Raw genomic sequence first — 18,474 nt, 5'->3', positions numbered from 1 at the left:
ACCTCCATCCTTTGACGGCGCTCTTGCGGGTGCTGATCACGATTGACCATCATGCCGGTTGGAGTTGACACATTGCTGGTCCTGACCTGATGCCGCCGATCGCTCAGCAGCGATTGCTGTCCGCCGCTCGAATGATGCTGACGGTCAGGTCCCGCGGGAAGCGGTCACTGACCCAAAAGACTGTTTCTTTGGCCTTACGCTCATTCGGCTGTCTGCCCAGCCAATGCTGGCCCGGAACTTTCTTTTAGCTTGTCCAGCACCCACTGCGCGCGATCCGTGCAGGCAAGCGCGTCGGGGCGGTTCTTGACGCTGTCGATGGCAACCAAGAGTTGCGCCTTGTTCTGCTCCAGACGCTTCTGCAGAACTTCGATTTCCGCGACCTTGCGTTCCAGGCTCCCCAGCAACTCGGCGTGCTGCCAACGGGCTTGGTCGTTGGGGAGAAGGTTGCGAATCTCATCGAGCGAGAACCCCGCGCTCTGCGCGCTGGTGATGATGTCCAGTGTCCACAAGGCCTCCGGCCCGTATTCGCGGTAACCGTTCTCCTTGCGCTCGACCCCTCGGATAAGCCCGCTCGCCTCATAGAAGCGGATGCGCGAGGGTGCCAACCCGCTGTGCTTGGCCAGTTCGCCGATTTTCATGGTGGACCTCAAATTACCGCTTGACCCTCAAGTTGACTTTAACCTTAAAGTTTCGTCATCGTCAAGCGAGGACCCAGCCATGAAGGCAAGCGCAGAGCATCCATTTCCCCAAAGCCGAGGCCCCGTGGCCAGGCTCAGCACGACGGTCATGACGTTCATTTGGAACAGCCTGGCTGCGCTCACGGCGGCGGCTTGGCTGGCGGCCCCTGGGCCGGCCCAAGCCCAAACACAGGCCCCGGAATCAGCACCTGCTAAGCGAGTCCTCATCGTGGTGACCAATCACGCGGACTATCCGAGCCGGGAAGACAAGACCGGCCTGTGGCTGACCGAGCTGACCCACTTCTGGGACGTGCTTCAGGAGGCCGGGATCGCCATGCATATTGCAAGTCCCGCCGGCGGCAAGAGCCCTTTGGACGAACGGAGTCTGAGCGCGTTCTATCTCGACGACGCAGCACGCTCCCATCTGCGGGACCCGGCGTTCATGGACCGGCTACAGCACACGCTGCGCGCTGCGGACCTGGACCCGCCCAACTACTCGGCCATCTACTTCACCGGCGGTCACGGGACGATGTGGGACTTTCGGGATGCGCCCGACCTGAAACAGCTGTCCGAGGCCATCTACAGCCAGGGCGGCATCGTTTCGGCTGTCTGTCACGGCAACGCAGCCCTGGTGCAACTCCGCGGCCCCGACGGACAGCCGCTCATCGCAGGGCGTCGGGTCACCGGCTTCTCGAACTTCGAAGAGCGCTTGGCCGGCGTGCGGGACCAAGTCCCCTTCCTGCTTGAAGACGCGCTGGTGGCTGCTGGCGCGAAATACGAGAAAGCCTGGATTCCTTTCACCTCGTTCGCGCTGACCGATGGGCGGATCGTCACCGGCCAGAACCCTCAGTCCGGCAAGGCTGTCGGTCTGCAAGTGCTAACGCTGCTTCGGGCCCAGCAATCGAAATCCGACAACAAGTAGCCCACTTTTAACCAGCCGGGTGCCTTGCACGCTGCCAGCGCTCCGGCCAGATCACTCCACTCCACCAGGAATACCGCCATGAATCATCGAGCTTTCATCGCATCTACCCTCGTCGCCCTGAGCACAGCCACCAGCGCCGCATGGGCCGCTGAGGCGGCAGCGCCTGAAATCACGACCATCAATCTGGCTGGGCGCGAAGTGCCTGTCGTCAAGGGCGGCCTCTACGACCGTTTCCGCTCCAACCCTCCGCTTTCCGTCATCGCCGCCGAGGCGCCGGACGTCGACCTGAGCTGGTTCAAGCAGCTCAAGAAGGAGAAGGTCGACATCGGCTTCGAGTCCTATTCACCGAACTTCTACTACAAGAACAGCCGAGTCACGGCCATCTTCACGGCCGATCTGGCGAAGCTGAAGGAGCTGATGCCGGCCAAAGTCCGCGAGCAGGTCCAGCCCCTGCAGGTCTGGCCGGGCCGCGGCCTCATTGCGCTGACGGCTTATACCTATCGCTACTGCGACAACGACAGCTACAACGAAATCGGGCTGTCCGTTGTCACCAACCGGCCTGGCTCGACCAGCTTCGGGCCGTTCACGCTGATGCGTCAGTCCATGTCGGACGATTTCTGGGGCTACGTGCTCAAGCTGCCCGTGAACACCGAGCTGGCGCGCGTGCGGGGCGTCGTGGGCTACAACCTGCCAAAGTGGCTAACCGACATCACGTTCAAGGAGACCGACAAGTCCGTCGTCGTCGAAATCTTCGACAGCGAAACGAAGAAGCTCGACGTGACGCTCGAGACGCAAAAGCTGACGGACCTGTCCAGCAAGGAGACGCTGGTGACCAACAGCTTTACCAACGTCGATCAGAAGGGACAGCTGACAACCGGCTATTCGGTGTCGCGTCAGCTCAGCCATGCCAGCAGCTCCAGCGCCGAGTCCGTCCATCTGACGCTGACCGACGGAAGCTTGTCGGCGTACATCAAGGCGCTGAAACTGGGCAAGTTGGTGAAGTACGAATACGTGCCAGATTTCCAGGGCGCGCTGTACTCGCCCAAGCCACTTTGAGCTCCTGGTCCATCTGAATCCGAATTGGGAAGGAAAACTATGCAAACCATCCTGGGCGCGACAGGCCAGATCGCCGTCGAATTGGCCCGAGAGTTAAACCGGAACTACACGCGCGACCTGCGACTCGTGAGCCGCAATCCGCGCAAGGTCAACGAGACCGACGTGCTGGTATCGGCGAACCTGCTGGATGCGAAGCAGACAGCGGAGGCGGTCAAGGGCAGCGAGGTCGTGTATTTCACGGCCGGCTTGCCGCCGGACACGCAGCTGTGGGAGTCACAGTTCCCAACCATGCTGAAGAACTCTCTCGACGCCGCCCGAGCCGCGCGTGCGAAGTTCGTCTACTTCGACAACACCTACATGTATCCGCAGGACGACCGACTGTTGACGGAGGAGGCCCCGTTCGAACCAGTCGGCCGCAAGGGAAAGGTCCGCGCGGCGATGGCCTCCATGGTGTTGAAGGAGATGGCACGAGGGGAGATTCCGGTGCTCATTGGCCGCGCCCCTGAGTTCTACGGCCCGGGAAAGACGCAGAGCTTCACAAACGCCCTGGTCATCGACAAGCTCAAGCTCGGCAGGAAGCCGAAGGTGCCGGTGCGCGACGACACGCGCAGGACCTTGATCTGGACGCCCGACGCCAGCCGGGCCCTGGCCGCACTGGGCAATGCGCCGGATGCCTATGGACAGACCTGGCATCTCCCCTGCGACGACGACCGACCGACCTACAAGCAGTTCGTGGCTATGGCCACCGAGGTCTTTGGCCGGCCCGCCGGGTACGGAGTCATCAGCAGCATGGCGATGACCGTGGCGGGTCTTTTTGCGAAGGAGGTTCGTGAAATCCGGGAACTGCTGCCACGCTACAAGCAGGACAACCTGTTCGACTCGAGCAAGTTCAAGCGCCGTTTTCCCGATTTCGTCGTGACCACCTACCGGGAAGGCTTGCGTCTAATTCGGCAGGAAGCAAAGAGCGCCTAGAGACGGACGGCCAGAGCTCGTCTCTCGCGCCGAGCATTGGCACTTACGTGCCAAGGAGAATTCATGCAACTGAACGTCAACGGACAAAGTCACGAACTTGATGTCGAACCCGAGATGCCACTGCTCTGGGTGCTCCGGGACGAGCTGGGCATCACCGGCCCCAAGTACGGATGCGGCATGGGCCTGTGCGGTGCCTGCACGGTGCACATGGACGGCGTCGCCATTCGCTCCTGCCTGACGCCTGCCGGGCAGGTGCAGGGGAAGGTCACGACGATTGAAGGTCTCGGCAACCCTGCTGAGCTTCATTTCGTCCAGCAGGCGTGGGTAGAACATCAAGTTGCGCAATGCGGCTACTGCCAGTCCGGGCAGATCATGACGGCGGCCGCCCTGCTTGCGAGCAAACCTGCGCCCACCGACGCGGAGATTGACGCGGCGATGTCGGGAAACCTCTGTCGTTGCGGGACCTACCCGCGCATCCGTGAAGCCGTCAAGGCAGCGTCCAAGGCCCTGGTCGGAGGTGCGAAATGAGTCGCGGTGGGAGCATCGCGCGTCGGGCTTTCCTGATCGGTTCAGCTGCCATCGCGGGCGGCGTTGCCTTTGGGACCTACCTCGTGCGCAGAACGCCATCGAACCCCTTGCTTGGCGACCAGCGAGAAGGCGAGGCCGTCTTCAACGCCTGGGTCAAGGTCGATGCGCAGGGCATCACGCTCATCGCACCGCATACCGACCTCGGGCAAGGCGTTCGCTCGGTTCAGGCGGCGCTGATTGCGGAGGAGCTCGATCTTGAGTGGGGCCAGTTCCGTGTCGAGTCCGGCCCGCCCAGCGCGGCCTACTACAACACGGCTCTGGCCAGCGAGCAGGTGCCTTTCATGTCGACGGACACCAGCTCCACGGCAGAGGCACTGCGGTCCACCATGGGTGCCGCGTTCAAGGTGCTGGGACTTCAACTCACCGGCGGCTCCAGCAGTGTGCCGGACAGCTTCGTCAAGCTGCGCCTGGCCGGCGCCGTCGCGCGCGAGACGCTCAAGCTGGCGGCCTCGCGGCAGACTGGTCTGGGCATCGAGCAGTTGAAAACAGACAAGGGCCACATCGTTACGCCGGACGGCCGGCGTCTGGCCTACACGTCGTTGGCCAAGGACGCGAGCACCCTGGAGCCCGTGCAGGACGTCAGGCTGCGCGAGCCCTCGCAATGGCGCTTGATTGGCAAGCCGATGCAAAGGTTGGACATCGTGCCCAAGTCGACCGGCACGCTGAAGTTCGGCATCGACCTGCGCATGGATGGCCTGCTCCATGCCGCGGCAAAGATGAACCCGCGCCAGGGCGGACGAATGCTTGGCTTCGACGATAAAGCCGCATCAGGCATGCGCGGGGTGAAGAAGATCATTCCCGTGAGCAACGGCGTCGCCGCGGTCGCCGACAACACTTGGCGCGCCTTCCAGGCCGTCAACGCCATCAAGGTTGAGTGGGGACCAGCCCCGTATCCCGCGGAGCAGGCGGATCACTGGCGAGCCGTGTCAGAGTCCTTCGTTCCCGAGCGCCTCGACAAGGTATGGCGCAATGATGGCAATGTCGAGGCTGCCCTCGACGGCAGAGCCATCAGTGCGGAATACAAGGCGCCGTATCTGGCCCATGCGCCGATGGAGCCGCTGACCGCGATTGCCAGGTACACGCCGGAGCGCGTGGACGTCTGGGTCAGCACTCAGGTGCCGCGGTTTGCGCAGGAGAAGATCGCCACGATCACCGGCGTGGCCGTTGAGGCTGTCCACCTACACAACCAGTATTGCGGAGGTAGCTTCGGCCATCGCCTGGAGTCCGAGAACATCACGCTCGTGGCAGAAATCGCCAGGCAGATGCCGGGTGTGCCGATTCAGCTGACCTTTAGCCGCGAGGAGGACTTCGCCCATGACTTCCCGCGGCAAATCACCATGAGCCGGGCGCGCGGCAGCGTGAAGGATGGCCGAGTCGAGGCGCTGGCGCTCGACATCGCCTCGGTCTCTGCCAGTGCCTCGCAGATGAAGCGCCTGGGGCAGTCCGTACCCGGGCCCGATGGCCAGATTCCGGCGGGCGCCTGGAACTTGCCCTATGCGTTCCCGCATTTCCGCATGCGTGCCTATCGGGTGCCCGAACTGGCTCCCACCAGTTCCTGGCGTTCGGTTGGTGCGTCGTCGGCCGGCTTCTTTGCCGATGGATTCCTGGACGAGCTGACCTACGCCGCTGGGGCCGACCCGCTGCATGAGCGCCTGCGCCTGATGAACGACCCCGTCGCCCGCCAGGTGCTGGAAGCCGTGGCAGCGATGTCGAATTGGAAAGGCCCCAAACTGGGAGAAGGACGGGGGCGTGGCGTCGCCTTCGTGGAGTCGTTCGGGGTTCCCTGCGCCCAGGTGGTCGAAGTCACGAAGACGGAGCAAGGCATCCGCATCGACAAGGTGTGGGTGGCACTCGACGTCGGCAAGGTCGTCGATCCCATCAACTTCGACAACCAGGTCAAGGGGGCTGTCATTTGGGGGCTCGGGCACGCGATGAACTGCGAGCTGACCTATGCCGATGGCATGGCCCAGCAGACCAACTTCCATGCATACCAAGGCATGCGCATCTATCAGTGTCCGGAGATTCAAGTGCGAGGCCTGGAGAACGGGTCGAAGGTACGCGGAGCCGGCGAGCCACCTGTACCGCCCGCTGCGCCGGCACTTGCAAATGCGATCTTCGCCGCGACCGGAACTCGCCTGCGGGAGATGCCGTTCTCAAAGTATGTCAGCTTCCTCTAAGGGAGCCACGGCCTCGCCCTCAGCGACCGCTTGTCCAGATTAAGTAGTCGCTCGACCGCCCAAGGCGACCGGCTGCAATCAGCCTTAAGCGGAAACCTGTGCGGTCAGTCTCAATCAGCGAACTGCACTGCTGCCGTCAATTCTTATCGGCACAAGTGGTCAACTTGGCAGGAATCCGCCCCCCTCTCGGAGACAGCGCTTCGCCGATGTGCATGATGGCGAGTGGCGTCAACGTTCCCCCGATGACTCGCCGAACATCTGTGACGCTTGGCTGTGGTGACGGCTCCGGCTGCGACCGGCATTGTGGTTGTTTGCAGCGGTACCTTCCTACTGCCCCGCGTGGAAGTACACAGGTTTCAATCGCAGTGTTCACCATGGCTTTAGCGCACGACTTCGCCGTTAGCGCCAGGAGAACCCGGATGACGAAATAGCGATCCGTTGATAAATTCAACATGTTGTTCAATAGAATCAACATGGTGTTTAATTTCGGGGCTGAGGCCTCAATCAAGCAAAAGACGGAGCAACTTGCATGAACAGACGTGAGATGTTGGCGGCATCCATCGTCCAAGGGACGATGATTGGCGGCGCATTCGCTGCTACAGCAGATGCGGGGCGTACCGAGTCGGGTCCATCCGCGCTAGGCTTTCCTGCGAAGTCAGAGTTCTCTGTTGGGGAGGGGTGCTACCTCGATTCGGGGTCGATGCATCCGATCGGGAAAGGAGCTCGGAGCGCACTCGATAGCTATCTCAAGTTCCGCTCCTTTTCGCCTGATGCGCCGCCCCGTAAGGGATTCGAGGAGGATGAGGTGCGGGCAAAGTTCGCGCGATTGATCAACGCCTCGCCGGATGAAATCGCGTTCGTTCAGAGCACGACCACCGGCGAGAATTTGGTCCTTCAGGTCTTGGGTTTGCCAGCCAAGGGTGCGCACGTCGTCACCGACACACTCCATTTCTTTGGCTCGCTGCCGATTTATTCCGAAATGGAGAAGGCCGGAGTTGAGGTCACCTGGATCGTACCTAGGGACGGGAAAATCTTGCTGGACGACATCGAGAAAGCCGTCCGCAAGGGAACTCGTTTGGTTGCGCTTTCACAGGTCTCAACTATCAATGGCTTCGAGCATGATCTCAAGAAGGTCTGCGAGATCGCGCATGCAAAAGGGGCGCTCGTCTATGCCGACATCGTGCACGCTGCGGGATGCGTGCCGGTAGACGTACGGGCTACTGGTGTCGATTTCGCCGCTTGCGCGAGCTACAAATGGCTGATGGGGGACTTTGGGCTCGGATTCCTCTATGTGCGTAAAGACCGTCAGGCCCTACTGCAGCCGCCGTACATGGGCTATCACCAGATCAAGTCATTCACGCCACATTATTTGCCTTTTGATCCGCCGGGCAACGGGGTCGCCGACTACGCACGATTTGAAGGCGCTACAGGTCTCTTCGGGCAAGGAACATTCTCGTTCGCGACTGCTGCGCTCCTGAATCATTCCTTGGACTACATCCAAAATCTAGGCGTCAAGGCAATCCAGGCGCACGCGCAGACGATGATCGAGCGGCTAAAGGCGGAACTTCCTCGAAAAGGCTACTCCGTGTATACCCCGCCGGATGCGCGGACCCCAATGGTCGCTTGCTTGATGCCGAACGCGCGTCAGGTTTTGAGTCCAATCATGGCCCAGGAAAAGATTCGGATCACGACCTCAGCGAACAGGTTCCGGGTGTCCGTATCCGTGTTCAACGATATGAACGACGTTGAGCGACTGCTTGCAGTACTACCGAGCCGATGATCCGATGAACTGGTCAAGATGACAAAGGGCCAGTTGGCCCTTTGTCATTGGACAGCAGTGCCTTACCAGCTATGCCGCATGGCCAAGGTCATGCCGGTTCTGGCGGTGAACCCGTTGAAGCTCATGCCTGTTCCCGTGATGCCTTGGCTAGCGCTCCTGTCGTTGTAGTGGCCATAGTCGATTTCTGCGTAAATGTCCGTACGTTTGGACAAAAAGTACTGTGCGATGGCGTACCCGGCGTCCTTGGTCGCTGAAACCTTTTGACCGCCGGCGCCCACAATGTCACCCGTGATGCTGTCGTGGTAGAGACCGACTATGAAGTTGTAGCGAGCACTGGGTGCCCAGGTAAAGCCGCTGAGCTAGAGACGATCGTTTCGATTGGCCTTAAGCGTTCCTGTAACACCTGAGGCGCCTAGCGAATTGAATGCGCTCTGAAGGTTGGTGTTCGCAAGCGGCGTTCCCGACAAGTTCGAACCGGCAGCAAATCCTGCATCACGGTCGCCATCTATGTAGCCGAGAAAAAGCTTGAACGGGGCGACGTTGTAGGCGCCGCCGACAGTGAAGCTTCGGGCGTCCCTTCCGGTGAGATCAGTGCTGCGTTGAATAGCGCCGCCAAATTCGAGGGTGTCAGAGCTGCGATAGAAGTACGCACCGACAGTCCGCCCCTGAGAGCTATTTGTCTGCTCCCCGAGCGAGTACATTGCGCCAAGACTGACGTTGCCGATCTTTGTTCCGTAGGTAACGCTGTTGTCGAAGCGAGTTCCCTCGATCAGCACGGGGGCCGCGGTTTCAAGAATGTTGCCAATCCCCAGCGGATCGTAGTTCGAGACGGTTCGATGCATCACACCGTACAGACGTCCTGCGGCTATGGTTCCCCATTGACCTGAAATCCCTACCCAGGCCTGGCGACCCCACATCTGTCCTTGTTGCTCGATGCCGCCGGTATCGACCGCCATGCCATGCTCAAGTACGAACATAGCTTTGGTCCCGCCTCCAAGATCTTCGGTTCCTCGGATGCCCAGTCGATTTCCGGTCATCGGTCCATCGCCAAGCGTTGTGAGCGAGTCACCTCCTGCTGTGGCATGGTTGACGTGGCGCACCCCAATATCGATAAGGCCGTACATCGTCACGGACGTCTGAGCTGATGCAGTTGCACCGATGAGCAGCAGCGCGCCCGACAGTACTGAGAGTTTCATAGGTCTCCATAATTCTTTGATTGACTGACCCGGAATGGCATCGTCGACTCGAGCGCTGGAGTGGGTCTCCTCTAGCGTTCGTTCTCAAGCGGTCGACCTGCCAGGTAGTTGCCGAGATTTCGGATGAAGAGTTCAGACTCGCGTCGCGTGTTTTCGGCCGAGGCGGCAGCGTTGTGAGGCGAGATCCAGACATTGGGAAGCGACCAGAGAGGAGAGTCGGCGGGCAGCGGTTCTCGCTCAAAGACGTCGAGGTAGGCAGAGCCCACACGGCCATTCATCAGAGCTTCCTGAAGTGCGAGCTGATCAATCACCGCTCCGCGGCTGACGTTCACAACTCCGGCTCGTGCCGGTAGAGCTCCTATCACTTGTCGCCCGATGAGGCCCTCGGTACGTGGAGAAAGCGGGCAGCAGACAATGAGCCAATCTGCCGTTTGGACGACGTCCGCGAGCTCTTCGTACGTAACGGTGTGGTCGACACTAGGTAGCGGCTCTGCTCGGCTGCGTACACCTGTCACTCGCAATCCCAGGGTTCTGAGCAACCGAGAAACCTCTAGGCCGATCGGCCCCAAACCCACAACAACGGCGTGCTGGCCCGGCAAGTCACGCGGCAAGCGGTCCTGCGGGATCTTCGACCAGGTTCTGTGCCGTTGGGCGGAGAGCCAGTGTCCAAACCCTCGTGAGAGAGCCATTACGGCTGCAACGGTGCTGTGGGCAACAGGCTCTGACGCAATGCCTGAGCCTGATGAGATCTGCACACCACGTTGGATGACCGGCCTATAGAGAGGCAGGTCAGTTCCTGCCGACATGACCTGCAGCCAGCGGAGCTTTGGGCAGGCTTCGATCAGGCGAAAGAAGCGCACGGATGAGGGCCCTGTCGGAGCCCCGGCGTTCAAAAGATCCAACGAGTACCAAGCTGCCTCGATGTCGCTTAGCACGGCTGGAAAGTGCTCTGCTTCCTCCATGCCGACCAAACGCAGATCAGCGGCATTCGCCATGGATTTCAGGGCGGAGCCATGCTCAAGCAGTCTGGCTGTTGAAAGGAGCAGGGAGGCCACCATTACTCCTTATCGGGGCGTGACGTTGCCATCAATTGGCTCAGCGCCCCGGAGGCAATTGATGGATCGTCCCCGAAAGCGCATGCGTCGGCTGCAGGCTGACTGTCTTGTGCCGGGGGGAACCACAAGGGTCCGGCTGGTGGGTTTGCTGCATATTCCAGAAAACCCCAGCCAGGTGATCCGGCGCAAACCGGCCGGGCGTTCCGGCCCAAAGGAGGCCGGCTGCAGCGGCGCAATGCAGACCAAACAGTCTGATGCATGCCGGCCGCTCGGCAAACTACTCCATCGATTCCGTGCAGTGGGCGACCACGCTCTCCGGCGGAAAGTAGGCCACTCATTCCAGAAGGTGTCGCCGCGCTGCGGCCAATCACGCGGGCGGCCAGAACAATCTGCAGCCCAACTGCCTACTCCGGCAAACTAGCCCACCATTTCCGAGCAAAAGGTGTCCACCATCTCCAGTGGAAAGTAGGCCACGCATTCCACGTCGGCCGCGATGGTGCAATTCGTCAAATTATTCCGAGGGACATCCACCGTGAAGGCGCAAAAGACGCGCCCAGCCGCACTCACGCTCCTGGGTGCTCGCCTACTTCGCCTTCATTGCCGTCTTTCGATTTGGCCGTCGAAGTGCAGATTCAACCAAACCCACGATGGTTCCACAGTCGGCTCCAAGAGCTGAGCAAATCTTCAGTACAACGAACAAGGTCGGCTGACTTTCTCCTCGCTCGATGCGTCCGTAGTACGACCGTTCGACGTTGGCCATGTGTGCCATGGCTTCCTGAGAGATTCCAGCTGCCAGACGGCCTTCGCGCACTATTGAACCGAATGCAGCTGCAACGTCAGCATCAAAACTAGTTGCGCCGCGCGGACGCCCTCGACGAGGGGATGGATTTGGACGGGAAGGCATTAGCCCAAGCGTCCCGTAGTCGTCCCTCTGGAGCCACGTTATTTATAACGCAGGACGGATCCATGGCGATTGCCTGGCTTAGGTCACCTACTACGTCTGCAAAGCGGTCAAGCGGCCTTTGTCTGCTTGTGCTGGCTAGCGCTACGCGCAACTTAGACGCAGCCGGTTTGGGCTTACCAATACATTGCTGCGGGTTTAGGCTGGTCTGAGACATTGGCCTACGGGCGGCCAATGTCGGCGGACGCAACAAGCGGTCACGCGGGTCAGCGCCGACTCGGTGCCGGCCCGTATGTCCAGCGGCTCGACCGCCGGCCATACAGCGTCGATGCGGATCACCGCAACTACTCGCGCGTCCAGACGGCGAACTCGGCCGCCGCCGATGCAGGCCAGTTGATCGTCATGGCGAAGGCACCACGGCGCAGCTCAACTCGGATGTCGGCGCCGGTCACAGGCCCCGTTATGGCAGGTGCCGAGGCAAGTGACAGCGGGACGAACCCGCTTGAGATCGCGAGAACTTCATGCTTACATTCACGCACCAGTTGCCGCCAGGATCGAGTGCCAAGCTCAGGTCGCATTGCCATGCCGGCGCTGCTTGGCTGACTTCGTTCAGCCTGAGAACGGGCCCAGTCACAGGTGCTGAAGTGCTAGCGATTGCTTGGGCGGCATATCGCGGGGAAAATGGATTCGCCAGAACCAGATCGTAGCGGGGCACGATATGCAAATCGACACAACGCAGCACCTGCTTCGCTTCTTGGCCCGGCTGATCGAGGAGAGTGGGGGCGTTGCAGATCACGCGGATCTCGCGGCTTGGCTCGACGAATGGCTTGCCACGCCATTGCCCGAGTTCCTAGGTATGACGCCAGCCCAGGCGATGGTCGATGAGTCTGGCCTTCGCCAAGTTGAAACGTTGCTCGAACGCATGCGCGGCGGCCTACCCGCATGAGGCGACACGATCGCTCGCGCCGGCTCCATCTATCCATTACCGTGTTAGTCGGTTGCCCTCAAGTGCAGTAGCGCCCGGTGCAGGGTATCGCCATGGAGCGCCAACTTGAGGCCGCGAGGGATGCGCAAGGCGCAGTGGACATCTGCCTTGCACGCAACCCACGTCCCCCATCTCGACAGCCATATCGCTGTGTTCTGCCGGGATACTTCAAGTACGACGGCGGCTTAAGGCTGGTCAGAGACATTAGCCGAGGGGCGGCCAATGTCCGCGGCCGCAACAAGCGGTCTGTGGGACAGGCTGGCGACGAGCGACGGGTGTTCAACCCCGATCTACTCAAACCGGGTGTCAACTGATCCTATGTCCAGAGTGAGCTGCCGATGCAGTCCCTCTAGTGAGGCCGGCGAAATGGCATCACTGCGCCGGGCTTCACCTCGTCGGCGGTCCGCGCTTGATTCCTCACCTTGTCGAGGCTTTCTGTAGGCGTGGCCGAGGGGTTGACTAGTCCCGCTGCTTGCGGCCGCAACACATCCTCCGACAATGCTGCAACGCGCGCCCTTCGCTGGGCTGTTTGAAAGGGATCGACGAGGGCGGCGTTGGCTGCACCCGTGTTGCTTGCAGCGCAAAGTGCGCCAGGATCTTTGTCACTCAGCACGCTCGTGAGGACGCGCATGCGGTGAGGAATGAAAACGTCACGCAAGGTGTTGGAGATTACCTGACGATTGCTGGCTGGCTCCTTCTCCTCTGAGATGTGGACGAAGAAGAAGTTGCCTGTCGGATCTGCCTTTGGGCGGGGGAAAGTAACGGCCGTGCCGTTGAGGGTGCCCAACTGCTTGTCCACTGAGAACTGGTGGCAGCCGCCGCAGGTGATGACGCCCGCTCGGTTCAGGATCTCATCGCGAGATACGGATCGACCACCCGCAGGTGCCTGCCAAGTGGCGGGCAGCGAGGCGCGAAACTGAGCGCCGGCGACAGTGGCGGGATTGTCTTCGTTGCCTTGGGACACGCTCTGAAATTCGTTATCGCGCGCTGCTATTGGTGCGCCGATGCAGTTCAGCAGGCCTTGGTTGAACATCTCAGGGGGCAGGGTCGGTGAAGCCTTTTCGTCAAAGTGGCGCAACGCAGCCATGTAGGTGGCGCGGAACTGCTCTTGGAAGCGGACTCGTTCTTGTTGTTCTTCAGCGCTGCTGCTTGGTTTATTGTCGCTGTAGAACTGAGCCCAGGGATTGGACTGCACTGGGGCTGAAACGAAGGCCAGAGTCGCTGCTGCAATTGGAGTGATGCGGAACTCGCGAAGTTGCCATGGATTTGCCTGCGGGTTGTTGCTGACGAAGAGATTTGCGCGGACCTGACCAAGGAACCCACCGTAGTTCAGGTAGTGAACGACCGGTGCGTGACCGGGTAGCCCTTGAAAGTAGAGAGCTTTCAAAAGCGCAAGACGTTCGGTCGGGGTGGTTGCAGCACCGATCTTCTGCCATTGCGCGGCCACGGCCTGGCATCCCTGGAGTCCGCGCTCTGGCTGTGGATTAGGTAGTTTGGCCTCAAAGATCAGGAGAAAGCGTTTGGACGGGGCATTCTCCTTTGTCGAGTAGACGATGCGGTGCTCGCCGCAATCACTCCAGTCTGCTGGGGCCAGATCGAGCCTGTTGAAGAAGCCGATGGGGATAAGCCCATCCGGCCCATTGGCGTCGAGCAGAGCCTGTGCAACGAGTGCAGCTTCGCGGGGGCGCTGGTCGGTGACCATCGCAAGCCCGCTGATTGGATTCGCCCTGTCTTTGACGTTAAACGTTCCGCGCATCGTATCGACCAGCGCCACTCTGTTTGCCAGTGTGTCTTGCAACATTGCTGAACGCAGAATTGCTCCGATGGTCTGGCCGAAGGAGAACTCATCCTGCAAGCCCGTCATATCGCGTACGACGATCGCTGCTTCGGGGACGGTCACTGCCGGTGATGCAGGTGATTCAAGCGCGGCCATCGAGGCCCCGGACGATGGGCGATTTTCGCGGTCGGCTTGCATCGCGCAGGCTGCCAACAGCGCAGACACAGCCGTCGCGACGGCAAGAAGAGTCTTTACGGACAGTTGTGTGCGTGGTTGATCCATTGAGACCTCCTGGTTGGTGCTGTTGAGGATGCGTTGCGGCGATCCATCAGGTAGGTTGGACGATGCGAGTTCGACATACACCCGTCCTCACCGCTTGAAAAGAAGGTTATTTGCCACACTCTAGAGAGAGAATGAGCTTGTCATCCTTGGCCTGGATGGCTTTGGCGCAAGCGGCGTATTTGATTTTCGCCAACTCGAGCTGCGTTTCTGCTGCGAGGACGCTGGCTTGACCTTCGTCTTTTCCCTTGAAGCTGGTGAAGATCTTGCCCATCGCCTCAAAGTAAGCACCAATGACGTCCGCTGGGAGCTTCAACAGCCCGATCAGTTCGCCATCGGCATTTTGGTCGTACTTTGTCGGCATGCCATCGGTAAAGGCGAACTCCGCCTCGTTCGATGCAAACAGCGTCTTGGCGATGGGCAGGAAGCGGGTTGTCGCTTGAGAAGGTGAAAACTTGATCGCTGATGCACTAATCTTGCTCGGCTCAGACGTGCTGACGACCTGCACCAGGTACGGCTCTTCTTGGCGGTAGAAGATCCCGGTGCCCTGGCGCCCTTTGCTCAATTCATCCTTCGTGACCGGCTTTGACTCCGTCTCTGCGGGCCAACGCAGGGGTTCGAAGACTACGCTCAGGCCACACGCAAGTTTTCTATCTTTTTCCACACGACTCTTGAGCTGCACGACATAGGTAAATGAACCCTTCGGGCACGGGCCTTCCTTTGTGGGGTCGGTCATCGCAGCCGCGGCGCCGAAGCTTGCAGCCAAGTTCTTCAGGACGTCGCTGATGCCGCTTGTGGTCGTGGATTTGGCGGAGGTCAACAGGCCGCTTGCGCCTACACCCACCTTGATCTCGTTCTTGCCGATCCAGTTGCGATTGAAGTTCAGGACGTATGGCTGGCTCAGATCGGGATAGGCTGCAGAGCTTTCGATGCTGGCGCTGACTCCACTGTCGTTGTTGACCACCGTGACGATGAAGTCCTTGTTCGGCATGTAGTACACCAGGCCATCCCCCGGAGCATCACTCTGGATGGAGTCAATGCTCGCGCATGCAAGAAGCATGGGCGAACAGATGGCGAGCACGACATACTTTTTCATTTCTTCCCCTGTAGAGAGCTGGGCATCCTCCGACTTGGGGCGCGGAAACGTCATCCTCAGTCGTGTGTATGGACTTTCATTCGTCTCCGCGTTAAATCACAATTCTCATCGATGGAGTACCAATGCTTGGCCGACTAACTCTTTTTCTCAGCGTCATCGCGGCGCTGTTGATCGCTTCGTCTTCCGGTGCGCAACCGTCGCCTGGAATCTCGGGCAAAGCGTTGCGCGAAGCGATAGAGGCTGCGAGGGCAACGCCTTTCGATGAACCGACGCTCGATCGCCTCATTGCCTTGCTGCCCACCTTCGTGGCGCCAGACAACACGCGCCTGTTTGTGGTTGAAGGCGACTTGCCCATGACACGCGAAGAAGTCCGTCTGCACATGGCACAAACGGGCAAATTGCAGGCCAGCAAGGAAAAGTCCTCAGAGCTGATCGCCAATATGGTGGACGGCAGGCCGGACCGGTGGGACGAGAACCGTAAGGGCAAACTGACTTACGCTGTACAGCGGTCGAGTTTTTCGACGCAGGCCGCGTACGACGAAGTGGTAACGAACATGGCGCTGGCGACCAAAGCCTGGGAGGATGCCTGCGATAGCTGTGCGGTGCGTTTCTCGTATCTGTCGCAGTTCGATGCCAACCCGTCGCACGACAATGTGCTGTTCATCGTCCGGGCGGTGGATGCTGAAGGACCCTACATCGCAACCGGCTTCTTTCCCTCCTGGCCCAAGTTCCGGCGGTACGTGAACATCTACCCGGCCTACCACACGACAACGGTGGACCGCATCGGGGTGCTCAGGCATGAGTTGGGGCACGTTCTTGGGTACAGGCACGAACACATCCGAGATGTGCAGGGTTGCGCATCTGAAGACGGCGAATGGCGTGCGCTGACCGAGTATGACCGCGGCTCCGCGATGCACTATTTCTGTGGCAACGGCGGGTCGTTCACCTTTCAACTGACCGACCTTGATCGTGAAGGGCATCGACTGCAGTACCAGCCTACACAGCAGGCCAATGCGCTGGAAGCGCCGCCACAGACCGGAGCATCCAGTTCCGGTGCTCCGACGCTCGTGGTGCGTTTCGAGGGTGGTGAGGTCGCGGACAACATTGTGAGCGTCGCACAGATTCTTGTAAAGGCGGGATTGGTCCGCACTCGGAGCGTTCAGGTTCAGCCTGGCCATGTGATCTGCAATCTCTATCGTGAGGCAATTAACTTCCCTTCCCGTGTGAGATGCCCTGAACGCAAAATGACCGAGTTAGCGCAGATGCTCAACCCCGATCTGCGCGGAATCGACAAGGGTTTGCAGGTTGGAACGCTCATTGAAGTGCCGAAGGACCTTGAGCTTCGAGCCTATGAGTATCCGCAGGTGTACTCGAGCCTGAAAGACGCGGCCCGGCTGAAGGCCGACCTGTCTCGGTGGCATCTCGTTTCGAAATCGAGCTTCAACGCACAGTCAGCCACAGTCAGACTGAATTTCGAGGGGTTCGAGTTGCGCGTTTCAAGTCCGGAGGGTTCGAGGCTGGAGCGGGTTGCGCGTGAGATCGTCAGGCTTGATTCAGCCAACATCTATGCTGACACGACGACGCGGACCTTGGCGCAGCGCATTCATTCGCTGCCGATCGATCTGATCAAGCAATGCCGTGCGGGCGCACCGGAACCAGGGGAGGCGAGTTACGCGAGCATGCTGGGCGTCGATGAGGTTGCCTCCTGCGCCAGGACATGCACGGCCCCGGGATGCACGCCAAGCCGCATTTACTTGATCGATCGCCCGGTCGCCTCCAACGGGGACATCGTCAAGGCCTTGAAGGGGAGTCCTCCAGCTGCGTCTGATCTTTCGGGACGCAAATTTTGCAGGGAGATCAACGAGTCTGAGTCATTCCATGGGACGCACCTGGCGGGGATCATGGTCAGTCAGCCCAATGGTTATGGCTTTGTCGGCCTGTCGCCTTCATCCGTCTTGGAAAACTGGGACACGGTGACCGTGCCGTTGGCAGATACAGACCTTGAGCAGCGAATACGCGAGGAAGCGAATGAGAACGTTCCGCAAGTCTTCGTGTTTGCGAGCGAGTTTCCACAGTATGACCCTGCGTTTGTGCAGGCAGGGGAGCTGACCGACGGCGAAAGGATGCGATTTCAACTGAGCCAAGCTGCGAGGCGCATTAAGGGGACCAAGGTGCTTTGGATCACCGCCGCGGGACAGGGACTCAAAGGACAGAAGGGGGTCGAACTGTCTGCTCAATCCGCGCTTTCCCCCATGAACCTGGGTGATCTCCCCAACGTCATCGTTGTCACGGCATGCACGGACTGCTCGAATGACCAAGCGGCACTATTGGCGGAGGCTCGCTATTCGCAAACGATGGTGACGATCGCAGCGCCGGGTATGGACATTCCGGGTTGGGCGGACGGCTCTTCGGTCACGATGATGAGCGGTACGTCTCAAGCTACCGCCTTCGTGGGCGGTGTTGCGGCCGCCATGCTCAATTGCAGTGCGCGCCGACCAGAGGAGGTCAAGAAGCGCCTGATCCTCACAGCCCGGCCAGCGTTTGGCCGAGCGGATTACCAGAAGTTGCAATCCGGGATTGTGGATGTTGATCTGGCGCTGCGCAGCCCTGAGGTGACTTGGCTGAAGACCATTGGCTCTCCGCTTGCTGAAGCCAAAGTCTCTGCTTGGTGTGCGCGGAGTGGAGGTGCCCTGCAGTTGAAGAACTTGTTCGACGACGTGGCCGAGGAGCGCGCCGTGCGCCTCCCGGACATCCTGAGAATTACTCGCTATCACCGCGGACCGCCCAAATGGGTTGTCTTTGAGAGAGACCTTGACGACATCGACAAGGTGAAGCGATCGGCGCCGGGGCGCATCTCGGACGGTCCTCTCCTCAAGCTGGAGGGCGGGCGCGTCGTGCGATCCTCCGAAGTCGAAGAATTACTCCTCGCCAACCGGGTGACAAAGGTTGAATCATGCAGTTAAGGGCCAACTGCAGTCGGGCTGTCCTCTTGCTGTTCGGCGCGATGCTATCG

Annotated in this window: 14 protein-coding genes; 8 read left to right on the top strand and 6 right to left on the bottom strand. The window is 60.1% G+C overall.

The window, feature by feature from the left end:
- Nucleotides 1-200: 200 nt before the first annotated feature.
- Nucleotides 201-638, bottom strand: coding sequence for a MerR family transcriptional regulator (locus QWJ38_RS19775; RefSeq protein ID WP_290360838.1), 438 nt, complete (start codon nt 636-638; stop codon nt 201-203).
- 79 nt (nt 639-717) lie between these two features.
- Here QWJ38_RS19775 and QWJ38_RS19770 point away from each other — a divergent pair, with 79 nt between their 5' ends.
- The 6 genes from QWJ38_RS19770 to QWJ38_RS19745 all read left to right on the top strand — a co-directional run bounded on the left by QWJ38_RS19770 (nt 718) and on the right by QWJ38_RS19745 (nt 8,172).
- Nucleotides 718-1,599 (top strand): type 1 glutamine amidotransferase domain-containing protein, encoded by an 882-nt coding sequence (locus tag QWJ38_RS19770; protein WP_290360837.1) that lies wholly within the window; start codon nt 718-720, stop codon nt 1,597-1,599.
- A 78-nt stretch (nt 1,600-1,677) separates the two neighbouring features.
- Nucleotides 1,678-2,655 (top strand): acetoacetate decarboxylase (ADC), encoded by a 978-nt coding sequence (locus QWJ38_RS19765; protein ID WP_290360836.1) that lies wholly within the window; start codon nt 1,678-1,680, stop codon nt 2,653-2,655.
- Between the two features lie 39 nt (nt 2,656-2,694).
- Nucleotides 2,695-3,627, top strand: a complete 933-nt coding sequence (locus tag QWJ38_RS19760; RefSeq protein ID WP_290360835.1) for an NAD-dependent epimerase/dehydratase family protein — start codon at nt 2,695-2,697, stop codon at nt 3,625-3,627.
- Nucleotides 3,628-3,690: 63 nt separating this feature from the next.
- Entirely contained in the window at nt 3,691-4,155 is a 465-nt protein-coding gene (locus QWJ38_RS19755; protein ID WP_290360834.1) for a (2Fe-2S)-binding protein, read from the top strand.
- On the top strand, nt 4,152-6,392 hold the full coding sequence (locus QWJ38_RS19750; RefSeq protein WP_290360833.1) for a xanthine dehydrogenase family protein molybdopterin-binding subunit: 2,241 nt from the start codon (nt 4,152-4,154) through the stop codon (nt 6,390-6,392). Before QWJ38_RS19755 ends, QWJ38_RS19750 begins: the two co-directional genes overlap by 4 nt.
- A gap of 529 nt (nt 6,393-6,921) precedes the next feature.
- A complete protein-coding gene (locus QWJ38_RS19745) occupies nt 6,922-8,172 on the top strand; it encodes an aminotransferase class V-fold PLP-dependent enzyme (protein WP_290360832.1) in 1,251 nt (416 codons plus the stop codon).
- Between the two features lie 359 nt (nt 8,173-8,531).
- Here the strand turns inward: QWJ38_RS19745 and QWJ38_RS19740 are convergent, their stop codons facing one another.
- The 3 genes from QWJ38_RS19740 to QWJ38_RS19730 all read right to left on the bottom strand — a co-directional run bounded on the left by QWJ38_RS19740 (nt 8,532) and on the right by QWJ38_RS19730 (nt 11,327).
- Nucleotides 8,532-9,368, bottom strand: a complete 837-nt coding sequence (locus QWJ38_RS19740; protein ID WP_290360831.1) for a porin — start codon at nt 9,366-9,368, stop codon at nt 8,532-8,534.
- A 71-nt stretch (nt 9,369-9,439) separates the two neighbouring features.
- Nucleotides 9,440-10,423, bottom strand: coding sequence for a D-2-hydroxyacid dehydrogenase (locus QWJ38_RS19735; protein ID WP_290360830.1), 984 nt, complete (start codon nt 10,421-10,423; stop codon nt 9,440-9,442).
- Between the two features lie 583 nt (nt 10,424-11,006).
- Nucleotides 11,007-11,327 (bottom strand): helix-turn-helix domain-containing protein, encoded by a 321-nt coding sequence (locus tag QWJ38_RS19730; RefSeq protein WP_290360829.1) that lies wholly within the window; start codon nt 11,325-11,327, stop codon nt 11,007-11,009.
- A gap of 715 nt (nt 11,328-12,042) precedes the next feature.
- On the opposite strand from QWJ38_RS19730, the gene QWJ38_RS19725 reads away from it, so the two are divergent.
- Complete coding sequence (locus QWJ38_RS19725; RefSeq protein WP_290360828.1) at nt 12,043-12,270, top strand: MbcA/ParS/Xre antitoxin family protein; 228 nt, start codon at nt 12,043-12,045, stop codon at nt 12,268-12,270.
- A gap of 388 nt (nt 12,271-12,658) precedes the next feature.
- On the opposite strand, the gene QWJ38_RS19720 is transcribed toward QWJ38_RS19725, so the two are convergent.
- Together QWJ38_RS19720 and QWJ38_RS19715 are read right to left on the bottom strand one after the other, a co-directional pair.
- Nucleotides 12,659-14,449 carry a hypothetical protein gene (locus QWJ38_RS19720; RefSeq protein ID WP_290360827.1) on the bottom strand — a complete coding sequence of 597 codons (1,791 nt, stop codon included), beginning with the start codon at nt 14,447-14,449 and terminating at the stop codon, nt 12,659-12,661.
- 25 nt (nt 14,450-14,474) lie between these two features.
- Nucleotides 14,475-15,515, bottom strand: coding sequence for a hypothetical protein (locus QWJ38_RS19715; protein WP_290360826.1), 1,041 nt, complete (start codon nt 15,513-15,515; stop codon nt 14,475-14,477).
- A gap of 68 nt (nt 15,516-15,583) precedes the next feature.
- On the opposite strand from QWJ38_RS19715, the gene QWJ38_RS19710 reads away from it, so the two are divergent.
- Nucleotides 15,584-18,424, top strand: coding sequence for a M57 family metalloprotease (locus QWJ38_RS19710; protein ID WP_290360825.1), 2,841 nt, complete (start codon nt 15,584-15,586; stop codon nt 18,422-18,424).
- The last annotated feature ends 50 nt before the right edge of the window (nt 18,425-18,474 follow it).

It is taken from the genome of Roseateles violae (genome assembly GCF_030410485.1).
Lineage (GTDB): Bacteria > Pseudomonadota > Gammaproteobacteria > Burkholderiales > Burkholderiaceae_C > Roseateles_D > Roseateles_D violae.
The sequence above is the reverse complement of the archived record's forward strand: the minus strand, read 5'-3'. Positions and strand labels throughout refer to the sequence as shown.